Below are 13,085 nucleotides of genomic sequence, written 5' to 3' on the forward strand. Positions count from 1 at the left end.
AGTCCGGACTATAATTTAATCGAGTTAGTTTGGCACTCTGCAAAGGAATTCATTGCCAATCGTCTATTTGAGTCGATTGAGGATCTAGAAGCGCTTGTTCATAACCTGTTGAACGAAGGGCAGCTTGTCATCAACTGGGATCGCAAGATCAAAAATAAAGGAAACACAGTCAATGCAATTTAAATGCATATCAGCTTAGCGCTCCAACAGATCGCTTAGGGGGCTGGGTTGATCAAGGTAATGCCGCCTGATGCACTCCACAGTCAGATCAAAGCGATCCTTAATCCGGGGGTGGCATCCACGGGCAGCGTTAATAGTCATCTTGTTACCGATGCGATTGGCTGGAAAGATCATCATTCCGCCCATGGTGTAGCCGATGGTGTTAAACGCCTCTCGTTCTTCCATGGGGATTTGATCGATGATGGTAGACAGCCGATATTCCCGTGTAAAGGAGGGAACTACCGCATCGCTGGACAGAAAAAACTCGCCTAATCCTGAACGGTGGTGTAGGTAAACCCTTGGAGTCGTATCCACCAGTTCAAATACCGTCCCCCTAGGCAAAGGTTTACTCCAGAGCATTTTGTGATACCGACGCAGGGTTGGGCTAAGGGCATCGGGATCCTTTCCCGGTGGGGTATCTGATCGAAAATCAAAGGTCGTATCAATCCAAGGTTCACCGTTCATCCTGATAGTCACCCTTCGCTAGGGCAAGGGTGCTCCCCACCGCATCATCTAGCTCACCGCAGCAGCCTGTCTTACTCCCAGTCCACCCGATCAATGCGCTGAATATAGTCCAAATTCGCCAGTTCCATCAGCACCAGAACTGCGTTGAGCTGGTGGGTATTACCAATCGCCAACACCTGATCATCGGTACAGCCAATCCGGCCCGGACTATCGGGATACAGCGTCACAGACGGATCAATAGCCTGCACGGTCTCTAGAAAAGCAGGCTCCCCAGGCACACAAAACTCGTAATCCAAGGAGCGCTTTCCGTCCGGTGGCCCATAGAGTCCGTTTTCGTCGAGCTGTTCCAGATCAAAGGTAATTTTGTCGAGGGTCATCGGCGGGTCAGCATCGATAGGAGGTTGGCAGGCTAAGGTTAGCAGTCCAGCCAGCCCCAACCCAGCCCAACGGCCACCCTGCCGCCATACACCAAGCGCCATCGGCCTACTCCCTAACGTCAACGACACTACCGTCTTCATGACCATCACCGCTGGGGTTTACGCTTCGCCGGAGCCAGCCTCAACAGCGCTAGCCCCACTGCCGCCGCCACCATGCCCCCCGCCACCCCAAAGGCCAGCAGCACCCCAAAGGGAATGTCGATGGATTGCAGCGTCAACAGCCGAATCGAAACCGGGGTCGCGTTTTGCACCGCCACAATCGCTATTGTCGCCACCCAAAGGGCCGGAATGATTGCCAATAACGGTCTTGCCATAGGAATTACCCAGAATCAGGACGGATCTAAAGAAACGTAGGGGTTGCCAGGGGGGTGTCTCTTTGAGTAGTATAGTTAACTGGGCTATACGAGAAAGATCATGGCAAAACGGGTACAGGTAGTTCTTACCGAAGACATTCGCAAATTGGGTCAGAACGGTGACCTCGTGGACGTGGCACCGGGTTACGCACGCAATTATCTCCTGCCAAATGGCAAAGCCGTCCGCACCACCCCCGGCGTGCTAAAGCAGGTGGAGCGTCGTCGTGAGGCCGAGCGTCAGCGTCAGCTCGAAATTAAGCAAGAGGCCGAGGCCACCAAGAAAGCCCTGGCCACCATTGGTATGTTCACCATCCAAAAACCCGTGGGCGAAAACGATGCCATCTTCGGTACTGTCACCTCCTCCGATGTGGCCGATGTGATCAAGTCTCTGTCTGGCAAAGAAGTGGATCGTCGCGACATCACCGTTCCCGACATCAACAAGCTGGGCGAATACGAAGCTCAAATCAAGCTCCATGCCGAAGTGACCGCCACGGTCAATCTGCGGATTATTGCCGAGTAGTCTGCTTCGGGTCACGATTTAGATAACCCTGGCTTAATGCTGGGGTTATTTTTCGGACAGAAATATAGTACAATTGAACTAAATTATTATTTTTAGGATCCGTTTTACCCTGTATTTTTCTCTCCCAGTTGTGGTTATCATCGTCCGTGCATAAACCGTCCATTGCCCAGGCTTCTACGATTCCACAGCTTATGATTCCACGGTTGTGGAACTTCATCATTTCCTACGGGTAGCCTTTCTCCCTAAGCCATCGCCCAGGCCAACCGACGGAAACCGCCCCGAAATTCTACAGCCTGATACACTAAGGCTCTAAACATTGGCCCCCTTCCGCCCCGGACTTGCCATGGTACAAAACTTGCAGTTTGATGCGGTCAACGACCGACTACCGCCCCAAAATATTGAGGCCGAAGAGGCCATTCTAGGCGGCGTACTGCTCGACCCGGAGGCCATTGGACGGGTGATGGAAATTCTCACCCCCGACGCTTTTTATATTGGTGCCCACAAGGAAATTTACCGTGCCGCCCTCGACCTCCATGCCAAGGGTCAGCCCACGGATTTGCTCACCATTACCGTGTGGCTGAAGGATCACGACAAGCTGGAGAAGGTGGGAGGCCAAGCCCGCATTGCCCAACTGATCGACCGCACCGTTAGCGCCGCCAACATCGACCAGTACGCCACCCTGGTGATGGACAAGTACACCCGGCGAATGCTGATCCAAACCGGGGGCGAAATTTCCCAACTCGGCTACGACACCACCGTGCCCCTAGAAAAGGTGCTAGATCAGTCGGAACAAAAGCTGTTTGGCATTACCCAGGTGCGCCCCCAAAGCGGCCTCACGGCAACCTCGGATATTTTGATCGATACCTTTGCCGAAATCGAGCAGCGTTCCCTCGGTGTGGTGCTGCCCGGTGTGCCTTGCGGCTTCTACGACCTCGATGCCATGACCCAGGGCTTCCAGCGCTCCGACCTAATTATCACCGCTGCCCGTCCATCCATGGGCAAGTGCCTCAGTGCAGAGGCCCAAATTCTGCTGGCCGATGGCAGCCTCAAAACCATGGCCGAAATCTACCAGGCCCAAGCTGCTGATTTACTCACCCTCGGCCCCAATTGGCGCTTTCACCTCACCCAGCCCAGCGCCTATGTGGATGATGGCCACAAGCCCGTTTTTCGAGTCAGCACCCGATCCGGTCGCACCCTAGAAACGACCCTTACCCATCCCTATCTGACCATTCAGGGCTGGCGACCGCTATCGGAGTTGGCGGTGGGTCAGAAAATTGCCGTTCCCCGCATTCTGCCCGTTTTTGGGAATGAGGAACTGCCGGAACATCAAATCAAACTCCTGGCTTACCTCATCGGTGATGGCTGCCTGACTGGCACTTCTCCCCAATTTACCAACGAGAACCCAGCGATTCAGGCTGATTTCACCGCCGCCGCCCTTCTATTTCCAGGGGTGAAGGTACGCCAAGAAACCTCCCAAGGCACCCGGACGCCGACGTTTTACGTCACCTCGGATTGCCATGATGTGCAGCAAGCCCGCCAAGCCTTTGGGCAACGCTTACAACGTTTGATTCAACCCAGCGATAAACCAGCGAGTTGGTTTGCCAAAAAGCTAGACGTTAGCCCTAGTCTGGTGACTCAATGGCAGCAGGGAATTTGCGCTCCAAATTCGGCCAACTTTGAGCAACTCTGCCAACTTTTACAGGTTGAACCAGAGGAACTGGCCCCTGGCGGTCTTGCCACAATTCGATGGATGAGTCAAAACAACCTCACACTTTGGCTCCAAGAGGTTGGGCTTTGGGGCAAGTCAGCCCACCACAAAACCATTCCGGCATTCGTATTTCGGCTAACTCGATTCCACCTAGCGCTATTTCTCAACCGTCTTTTTGCCACGGATGGCTGGGCCTCAGTACTAGCATCAGGTCAGGTGCAGCTCGGCTTTGCCAGCGTAAGCGAAACTCTGGTGCGTCAGATTCAGCATCTCTTACTTCGCTTTGGCATTTTGGCCCAGGTGAAGTCCCGATCCGTTAAATACAACGACGAACGGCGGCCTGCATGGCAACTCGATATCACCGATGCACCCTCCATCAAAACCTTTGTTCAAGACATTGGCATTTTTGGCAAAGAAGACGCCATCGAACGGGTGAAATCGGCCCTACAAAATCGCCGCTATCAAACCAACCAAGACCTCATTCCTATGGAGGTTTGGGGACTATTGCGGGAAGCCAAAGGTGAGGAATCGTGGCAATCCCTAGCCCAAAGGGCCGGATTGAAAGGCACCAGCAACATCCATGCTGGCAAACGTGCCCCTACCAGAGAACGCCTCTTTGCCCTAGCCACAGCCCTAGAAAACACCGAATTACAAAACCTCGCCACCAGTGACGTGTATTGGGATGAAATCGTCGCCATTGAACCCTTGGGCCTCAAACAGGTTTACGACCTCACCATCCCGGAAACCCACAATTTTGTGGCCAACGATATCTGTGTACACAACACCAGCTTTGTCCTGAATATTGCCCGCAACATTGCCGCGCTGCAAAAGCTACCCGTGGCCATCTACAGCCTAGAAATGTCAAAGCTGCAACTGGTCTATCGCTTGCTCTCCAGCGAAGTGGAGATGGAAAGCAGCCGCCTCCGCACCGGGCGCATTGCCCAAAACGAATGGGAAAAACTGGGCCACGCCATCAGTGTGTTGTCGCAAATGCCGATTTTTATTGACGACACACCGAACATTTCCGTCACCGAAATTCGGTCTCGCTGTCGTCGATTGCAGGCCGAACAGGGCGGTGCCTTGGGCCTAGTGCTGATCGACTATCTGCAACTGATGGAAGGCGGCGGCGACAACCGGGTGCAGGAACTTTCCAAAATGACCCGATCCCTGAAGGGTCTGGCCCGTGAGTTAAACGTTCCTATCATTGCCCTATCGCAGCTCAGCCGGGGGGTAGAATCTCGCACCAACAAACGCCCGATGATGAGTGATTTGAGGGAATGCGTCACCGGAGACACCTTAGTGGTTCTGGCCGATGGTTGTCGAGTCCCGATTCAAGACCTGGTGGGACACACCCCTGAAGTCATTAGCCTAGACAGCCACGGCAAGCTCATCCAGGCCCAATCTGAAGTGGTTTGGGAAGTGGGCACCCGTCCGGTTTATATGCTAACGACCGCCAGCGGACGTAAAATTCGGGCCACCGCAGAGCATCGGCTGTACACCCTAGATGGCTGGCAACGGCTTAAGCAGTTGAGTGCAGGAAGCTATATCGCCGTTGCTCAGGAGCAACCGGAAAACGCCGATATTTTCTGGGATGAGGTAATTTCTATTGAACCCGCCGGGGAAGAGTCTGTGTATGACTTAACGGTTCCAGGGCCAGCATCTTGGTTAGCCGATGGCATCGTTTCCCATAATTCTGGAGCCATTGAGCAAGACGCCGACTTGATTATGATGCTCTACCGCGAGGAGTATTACGATCCTGACACGCCAGATCGCGGCATTGCCGAGGTGATTATTACCAAGCACCGCAATGGCCCCACGGGCACCGTCAAGCTCTTGTTTGAGCCGCAGTTTACCCGATTCCGCAACCTGGCCAGTCCGGGGATGTAGGGCGACGGCCTTCGCTCACCCCATTAACCACTGCCTACAATAGCGATAGTCCCCTCACTCACTGAGGCCGTCATGCCGTTTTCCACAACTACCGCCACGGTTTCCACACTTTATGACACCGACTTTTCCCTGTGGATTCAGCACACCGTTGAAGCTCTGAAGCAGCAGGATTTTGATCGGGTGGATTGGGACAATCTCGTTGAAGAAGTGGAGAGTATGGGCCGCAGTGAAAAACGGGAACTAAAAAGCCGCCTGCTGGTCATCCTCGAACACCTGCTTAAGCTGATGTTTTGGGAGAGCGAAAAACCGCAAAACGCCAGGGATTGGCGCAATACGGTGATCGAACAGCGCAATCAAGTGGATCTCATTTTGGAAGATAGCCCCAGTCTTAAGCCCTGGTTAGCGGAGAGTTTTGTTGAATCCTACGCCAAGGCCAGACAGCAAACCATCCAGAAATATGGCCTGCCTGGGGATTTGTTCCCAACCCAGCCGCCCTTCTCCCTGGAGGATGCCCTCAAGACCGATTGGTTGCCGGAGTAAGCGCAAGGCAGCGGTTAATTGGGTGAACCCTTGGGTTGCTGAAAGCCTTTCATCATGGTGGCGAGGGCTTTGTCAGATTGCAAGCGAGTGGCAAAGACCAGCAGGTTATTCACCAGACCGTGGACGGCGGTGCGTTCGCCCTTTTCCATGGCCTGATAGCCAAAGGTAGCGACTTCAGCGGAGGTAGGCAGTTTGCCGCTAAAAAACTCAAGCTCTCCCATCCCAGCCACGTCCTGAAATTCCGATTCTGTGGGGCCAGGGCAGAGGGTGGTTGCGGTTACACCTGTACCTTCCAGTTCGCTGGCGATGGCTTCGGTGAAGGATTGCACAAAGGCTTTGGAGGCGTAGTAGACCGCCATATACGGCCCCGGCAAAAAGGCAGCGGTGGAGGCCACGTTCAAAATGCGGCCCTGACCTTGGGCGATCATTCCAGGCATAAACAGGTGGGTGAGATGGGTCAGCGCCACAATGTTGAGCTGGAGCATGGCATTTTGCTGTTCCCAATCGGTTTTGGCAAAGGGTTCTAGCAGGCCAAATCCGGCATTGTTGACCAGGGCGTAGAGGGGTTGGCCGAGGGTTTGCGTCCAGTCAAATAGCGTTTGACGAGCCTGAGCGTCGGTCAAATCTGCGGCATAGGGCCACACCGTCACGCCATAGGTTTGCTCAATCTCTTGTTTGAGGGCAGTCAAACGATCTTCGCGACGGGCCACCACAATGAGATCGTGCCCCTTGGCGGCGCACACCTTTGCCATTTCGTAGCCAATGCCGCTAGAGGAACCCGTAATCAGAACAAGCCTTGCCATAGGAATGAGAAACCGAGGTCAGAACGTCTTTATCCTAACGAAGGTCGGAAATCTGGGAAATGCAAAAACCCTGCCACAGGGACAGGGTTTTCAACAAGATTCGAGAGTTTTCAACAGGATAGGCCCGTTTTCCACAGGGGGATGACTTTTCCCCAGAACCCTAGGTTTTCAACGGTTTGGCCTGTTTTCCACAGGGGGCTGTACTTTTCAACAGGATCAGATGTTTTCCACAGCTAGCTGCGAATTTGCACAGGCATCACCAGGTAGGTGATTTTGGCTTCCCCTAGGGGGCTAAGCACGGCGGGGCTGGTGGCGGCATTACACTGCATCTGCACTTGACTGCCCTCAAAGGTTTTGAGTCCGTCCAGCAGATAGCGCACATTGAAGGCAATATCGAGGTCGTCGCCGCTAATTTGGGCGGGCAGTTCCTCACGACCGCTACCCACTTCCTGGGCTTCCACCGACAGGGCTACCACCTGCTGAGCACCATTGAGAGACATTTTAATGATGTCGTTCTTCTGGCTAGCCAGGACGGCAATGCGCTCTAGGCTTTTCATCAACCCTTGGCGGTCGAGGGTAATTTGGCGGGCAAATTGTTTGGGCAGCAGTTGGCGATAGTTGGGGTATTGCCCCTCCAACAACCGAGTGGTGAGCTTTTGATTGCCCAGGTCAAACATCACTTGGGTTTCGTCCAACCGCACCTGCACGGGTTCGCTGGAAGTGTGGGCCTGAATCATGCGCTCCAGTTCCCGCAGCGCCTTGGCCGGAACCGTCACATCCATTTCGGGGGTAGGGGTGCCCGTTTCATCCACGGTTTGCACTACGGCTAGGCGGTGGCCATCGGTGGCGGCAAATTCCAGGGTGTCGGCATCGGAGAGCAAATGCACCCCGGTCAGCACCTGCTTGGTTTCGTCGCCGCTGGTAGCAAAGAGAGAGCCCTTCAACCCGTCGAGCAGCGCTTCGGCAGACAGCGCAATGGCATCCCCATCCTCCACGGTGGGCAGAGAAGGGTAGTCCTCGGCCCCCAGACCGCGCACCTCGTAATGTCCGGAGGAGCTGGTAATCGTCACCGTGGTATTCTCGTCCGTCAGTTCCGTCACCACATCTTCGTTGGGCAAGCGAGACACAATATCGCCCCACAGCTTGGCGGGCAACGTCAGAACCCCAGAGGATTCCACCTGGGCGGCAAAGCAGCTTTCAATGCCCAACACCTCATCAAAGCCCACGAGGGTCACGGTCTGCTGGGCAGCATCGGCCTTCACCCAAATATTGCCCAACACAGGCCGACTGGGGCGCGAGGGCACCGCCCGACTCACCGACGACAGTTGCTGATTTAGCTCGCTTTGGGAACAGACAAACTTCATAGTGGCTTCACGCAGGTCAGATTGCAGGGGACAGGGCACGGTGATTTTCTACACCACCGCAGCACCAACGAGTTTCCACGGTTGTGGAAGTTCCTCAGTTTTAGCAGTATCTCACTTTTCTTGATCGCTGGAAGGAGACCATTCGAGGCAGACTCATCTAGGGTAGATTAAGGTGAGCTAAAGCCCAATCCGTCAAAGAATGGGGTCAGCCATCTCTTGTCAATGGCTATTTCAAGGGAAAACCCAACGAAGAGAAGGGCGAAAAGACCGTTCAGGGACAAAGATCATCACAGAATTGAACACGCAAAAAACAATTACCTAGACTCTCTTTGTAAAAAAGCAAGAGAGCCAGGTCGAAACATGACTTTTTAATCTAGATTCAGCCTGTTAAGACTTGTCTGTCCCTAGATAGATAAGGAACCTAAGAACCCTTGGTATAGCTGGGATTCCTGACTCTAAACCTAGGAATGTATCGAGATGAGATTTGTTTAGCTCACACAATCTAACACTGTTTTTGTTGTTCATCAACTGGCTGTTTTTGAGGATCTTGCAACAGCCTTTAAAAGAAATAATTTAAAAGATAGTAGTAGTAATAGGGGCTGTGGAAACTGAGGAAAACCCTGGGATCGGTTGATAGCTATGGATTTGAAATTTCAATGGCTTGGGGAAAACGTCGTAAGAAGTGGGAGGGTTTTCAACAGACTTAAGGAAGGTATTTAATAATCCACATTTTTATCGTAGTTTTCCATGGGTTTTCCACGACTTTTCCCCAGAAAAAAGCCTCTTTTCCACAGCTATTTTTTGAGAAATTTAATGATCTTTGATGATTAAATTTCTAATCCTTGATGGTGTTAGCAAATCATTTATCAAATACGCTGTACTGTTCTGACCCCTGACCACCTTTGCTGTTGCAATGGGAATGCTTACAGCAGCGATTAACGCCGCACAAGTTTTTTCACAATATTGTTGCTGGCTATCCCTTGAAACGACACTTCGTTGATATGGCGCGATGCTTTTCGGTATCGGTTCATCGAAGCTTGAATACGGTGTCTGATTCCCTGTGAGTCCTGCCCTATAAGGCATCTGATGACGAATGCCCAGCACTTATCAGCCTTGGTCGTTGTGGAATAGTGATGGATGTTTAACCGAGAATTGCCCTCATCGTTGCGCTAGATTTTTTGTGGCATGAGTGAAAAAAGCTGTCATCGCGATGTTGTGTGGTGGCGTTTGTGCGCCAACCGCATGAACTAACGACATAAAAAATGCCTGCATAGCAAAACGCAGACATTTTTGTGACCAGATTGGCTCAGTTGATTGCAAATTGACCGTAGAACCGCCAGGGTGGAGGTCTTTGTGGCAGTTAGGATGCTTACCCTATTGTGATTTTTGATCTCTCTAGTCTGGGCTACGGGCGTTTTTCTCTCGGTGTGAGGCGGATTGAAGGATGATCTGTGGTGAGGAATCTGTGGATAACTTTCTGAAATCTGTGGATAACGCCTGTGGATAACGTCTGTGAAAAACGTTTTGGCTAAACGGCCTGAGTAAGAAAGTTGGCTGACGAACACAATTTGCCAGAATCCAGATCCGTTAAAGGGTCAGAAAACCTGACCCCTACATTCTTAGCGCAAAGGACTTAGGGTGTCGCTTGCTTCATGCAGGGTGTGTCATAAAACGGGGCTACACCCCGTTTGACCATGGCCTAGGTAAGCTGTTAGTCATCTAAAATGCACTGGCCAGATTGCCCCAAAAGCCTTATAGCAAGGACTTTAGAGAAAGCTGTCATGCAATTTAAATGCACATCAGCTTAGAGGGCTTGAGGACTAAAACGGTGCAGGGTGCCTGATGCATGACATAGTTGCTGACGCTGCCCATCATCATTTCTGTGAGGCCACTGCGGCCATGGCTGCCCATCATAATTAAGTCGGCCTCCCACTGTTGAGCCACGGTGCAAATTACCTTTCCTGGACGGCCCAATAGCTGACGAAATTCAGTTTTCACCCCCGCTGCATTAGCCTCTCCGGCCAGTTGTTGAAGCTGTTCTAAACTGTGGGCTTCATAGCGACGCCATTCGGCTTTCCAGGTTTCTAGGTTAATCTCGGTGCCCGGTGCCCAATAGATGGAATCGAGGCGATGGCCGAGGGGAATGGGGCTGCTTTCGTCTTCCCCAGACAGGCTATGGACTAGCAGCATTGAGGATTGCATGACCTTAGCGAGGTCTAGGGCCTGCTTGAAAACCGTATTGCTAATGGCACTGTTATCAATGGCGACGAGAATTTTTTGGTACATAAACTCAGCCCTCAAAACGATGGGTCAACACAGTAGGTCGGTTGAGGGCAATGAGTCGCCAAGACACTGGGATGTGTTTACCCGTGATGGGTGGCGTGATCATGGCGGCTCACTAGCCAGTAGGCCAGCACCACAACCCCTAAGGCTCCCAATTTGGTGACGAGATAGAGCGTGTCTTGGTAGGTGAAGATGAAGGACAGCATGGGAATACCCCCCGGGGACGATGAACCGTGAAGCGCCGCTGGACTGGAATCGCCCTTACCTCTATTGTCGGAGGGATTTCCTGGATTTTGGGGATTTGCAATGAAGCGTTAACGGCCCTTACAAAGGCTTACAGGCCCTAGGGATGCAAGTCCTGGCTGATTTCCCCTGGTTGTAGCAGACGAGAAAACCTTTCCCCTACCGTTGGGTGGGCGAAGATGCGGGGAGGCTCGGGCTAGATGACGGGCCTTAGACAGTGGTGAAGGTTTTGCTGTCTTCGTGGCAGAGTTCGTACACCAGGTTGCGCCCAGACATAGCGGCAATGGGGATGCTACCGCCCGGTTCTGTCCAGTGGCCGATCATGGCAAAGTTTTTTAGCCCTGGCAGGCGTTTGGGGATGCCCTGCACCATCATCGGCAGGGTGTCTTTGGTGAGCAGCCAGCCACAGCTCGACCCCTGCCAGTTGCGGGTGGTGCGTTCGTGGCTGAGGGGGGTGCGTACCTGCATCACCTCAATGTCGCTGCTCAGGCCGGGGTAGCGCTGGTTCAGCCAGTCTAGAACGGTTTGCACTTCTGGCAGTTCGTTTTCGGGGGGATGACCATCGCCGTAGGCAGTTTGCCAGTTGCGGTAAGGGGTGGTCATCAGGGCCATGAGGACGGATTTGCCCGGAGGTGCTAGGGATGGGTCGATGTTGTAGTGCTTGAGGCCAATCTCAAACTGCGGCGCTCCGGCGATGGTGAGGGGTTCCTCTAGCAGGTAGGTGCTCCAGTGCGGGTCGGCGGAGAGGTCGCGGTTGACGCCCAGGCACACCTGAAACTGGGAGTACATGGGCAGGTCGCTGCCGTAGATTTTTTCCAGCCGTCGATGCAGGTATTCCCCTTGCAGCAGATGGAAGAGGGTGTGGCGGCCATCGCAGGCGGAAATGACGCGACTGGCTCGGTATTCGCGTTGATCGGCAAGGCGAACCCCGACGGCCTCGTCGCCCTCCAATAAAACTTGTTCCACAGGGGTGGAATAATAAATTTCTCCACCGAGGGACAGGTAACGCTGCTCGATGGCCTTCACAAAGGCTAGGGAACCGCCCTGGGGAAAGCCCGCGTTGCCGTTGTCGAGGTAGGCCAGCAGCGACATCCCCACCATCACCGGCACCTCTGGCCAGGAAAACATATGGGGAACGGCCCGCTGCAAAAACGGATCTTTGAACTTAGTGCCCAAATCTTGTAGCGATAGACTTCCCCACTTGCCCAGGGAATTCACGAAGGGCAACACCTGCCGCCCAATTCTGGCCCAGTCGGCCCCGGTCATCATCGATTTGGGCTTCTGTTGCAGAATCGACAAATCGAAAGCCTTAAAGTTGCGAACCCCTTTGCAAAACTGATCGATCAGCTTGCCATCCTGGGGCGCTAGGGCTTTCATGTGCTCGGCCAGAACTTCCGTGTCGCTGTGGACGGTGAGCACTTCCCCATTGGGGCCGTATAGCTGAGCCAGATAATCCTCATGCAAAAAGGGCACCTGGGGCACCACACCCAACTCTTCCCAGGTGCTATGGAACGGCTGCCCTGGCCCATTGCCGAAAATGTAGTGCAGGCCTCCCTCCAGGCAATAGCCCTGCTGCCAGTCGGCCCAACAGGAACCCCCTGGCCCTGCCTGGGCTTCAATAATGCGGCTGCGGTAGCCGTTCATTTGGGCATAGCAGCCCGCCGCTAGCCCCGAAACCCCCGCTCCAATAATCACAAGATCGGTCGTGTCAGCCATCGGGAGAAACCCATCAGTGTCTCTAGCCTAGGCCAAGTTTTGCCACGATGCCCCAGATTTCAGAATCTTTCCCAAAGCGCAGAATACCCTGCTAATGTGCCCTAGAAATTGAATCCCTAAACCCGGCTTCCAAGCCTCAACTCCCGCCATGCTGTTAGTGAGTGGCGCAGAAATCGGGTTTTTCTGGGCCGTCCCACAAACCCGGTTTTTGGGGATCTAGTTCTATGGCGATTCTCGATAGGGGGAAATACACCGTTGCCGAGTTCTAGATCCCCCCAGTACCTAGCTGTCTAAGTTTTACTTTGTACCCCCCTTGATAAGGAGGGCAGGGGGATCGCCACAATATCCTTCACCTAAGGGACATCCGCCATATCGTGCTGCTGATAAGCAATGCAGAAAATGGGGTTTTATAGCAGCCCGCAGGCAGGTTAGGACAATACGCGGAAGGCATTGTCGAGGGCATCCCACAAGGTGTCAAACTGGTGCAAGGTCTTTCGCACGTAGTGCTTGATCCGTGCCCAAAACTTCTCAATTTTGTTCAAGTCAG

The 13,085-nt window shown here is 53.3% G+C and carries 11 protein-coding genes and 1 pseudogene; 4 read left to right on the top strand and 8 right to left on the bottom strand.

Features of this window, described 5'->3' with window-relative positions; genetic code table 11:
* Positions 1–183 (top strand): annotated as a pseudogene (locus H6G62_RS23920) (IS630 family transposase); the annotation flags it as partial.
* A 12-nt stretch (positions 184–195) separates the two neighbouring features.
* On the opposite strand, the gene H6G62_RS23925 reads toward H6G62_RS23920, so the two are convergent.
* The 3 genes from H6G62_RS23925 to H6G62_RS23935 form a co-directional block, all read right to left on the bottom strand.
* On the bottom strand, positions 196–684 hold the full coding sequence (locus H6G62_RS23925) for a hypothetical protein (RefSeq protein WP_190499889.1): 489 nt from the start codon (positions 682–684) through the stop codon (positions 196–198).
* Positions 685–755: 71 nt separating this feature from the next.
* Positions 756–1,163, bottom strand: a complete 408-nt coding sequence (locus tag H6G62_RS23930) for a hypothetical protein (RefSeq protein ID WP_190499891.1) — start codon at positions 1,161–1,163, stop codon at positions 756–758.
* A 44-nt stretch (positions 1,164–1,207) separates the two neighbouring features.
* A complete protein-coding gene (locus H6G62_RS23935) occupies positions 1,208–1,435 on the bottom strand; it encodes a hypothetical protein (protein ID WP_190499893.1) in 228 nt (75 codons plus the stop codon).
* 100 nt (positions 1,436–1,535) lie between these two features.
* Between H6G62_RS23935 and rplI the strand changes: the two genes are divergently transcribed.
* The 3 genes from rplI (at position 1,536) to H6G62_RS23950 (ending at position 6,129) form a co-directional block, all read left to right on the top strand.
* Positions 1,536–1,994, top strand: a complete 459-nt coding sequence (gene rplI, locus H6G62_RS23940; protein ID WP_190499896.1) for a 50S ribosomal protein L9 — start codon at positions 1,536–1,538, stop codon at positions 1,992–1,994.
* A gap of 343 nt (positions 1,995–2,337) precedes the next feature.
* Entirely contained in the window at positions 2,338–5,589 is a 3,252-nt protein-coding gene (gene dnaB / locus H6G62_RS23945) for a replicative DNA helicase (RefSeq protein WP_190499898.1), read from the top strand.
* A gap of 72 nt (positions 5,590–5,661) precedes the next feature.
* Complete coding sequence (locus H6G62_RS23950; protein WP_190499900.1) at positions 5,662–6,129, top strand: DUF29 domain-containing protein; 468 nt, start codon at positions 5,662–5,664, stop codon at positions 6,127–6,129.
* Between the two features lie 14 nt (positions 6,130–6,143).
* On the opposite strand, the gene H6G62_RS23955 is transcribed toward H6G62_RS23950, so the two are convergent.
* The 5 genes from H6G62_RS23955 to H6G62_RS23970 form a co-directional block, all read right to left on the bottom strand.
* Positions 6,144–6,932 (bottom strand): SDR family oxidoreductase, encoded by a 789-nt coding sequence (locus H6G62_RS23955; protein ID WP_190499903.1) that lies wholly within the window; start codon positions 6,930–6,932, stop codon positions 6,144–6,146.
* Between the two features lie 233 nt (positions 6,933–7,165).
* Positions 7,166–8,296, bottom strand: coding sequence for a DNA polymerase III subunit beta (dnaN, locus tag H6G62_RS23960; protein WP_190499909.1), 1,131 nt, complete (start codon positions 8,294–8,296; stop codon positions 7,166–7,168).
* 1,788 nt (positions 8,297–10,084) lie between these two features.
* Complete coding sequence (locus tag H6G62_RS23965) at positions 10,085–10,582, bottom strand: universal stress protein (RefSeq protein ID WP_190499905.1); 498 nt, start codon at positions 10,580–10,582, stop codon at positions 10,085–10,087.
* Positions 10,583–10,659: 77 nt separating this feature from the next.
* Positions 10,660–10,785, bottom strand: a complete 126-nt coding sequence (locus H6G62_RS28445) for a hypothetical protein (protein WP_277883056.1) — start codon at positions 10,783–10,785, stop codon at positions 10,660–10,662.
* A gap of 247 nt (positions 10,786–11,032) precedes the next feature.
* Positions 11,033–12,538 (bottom strand): NAD(P)/FAD-dependent oxidoreductase, encoded by a 1,506-nt coding sequence (locus H6G62_RS23970; protein WP_190499907.1) that lies wholly within the window; start codon positions 12,536–12,538, stop codon positions 11,033–11,035.
* Positions 12,539–13,085: the final 547 nt, after the last annotated feature.

The organism is Phormidium sp. FACHB-1136, from assembly GCF_014697375.1.
Lineage (GTDB): Bacteria > Cyanobacteriota > Cyanobacteriia > Phormidesmidales > Phormidesmidaceae > Nodosilinea.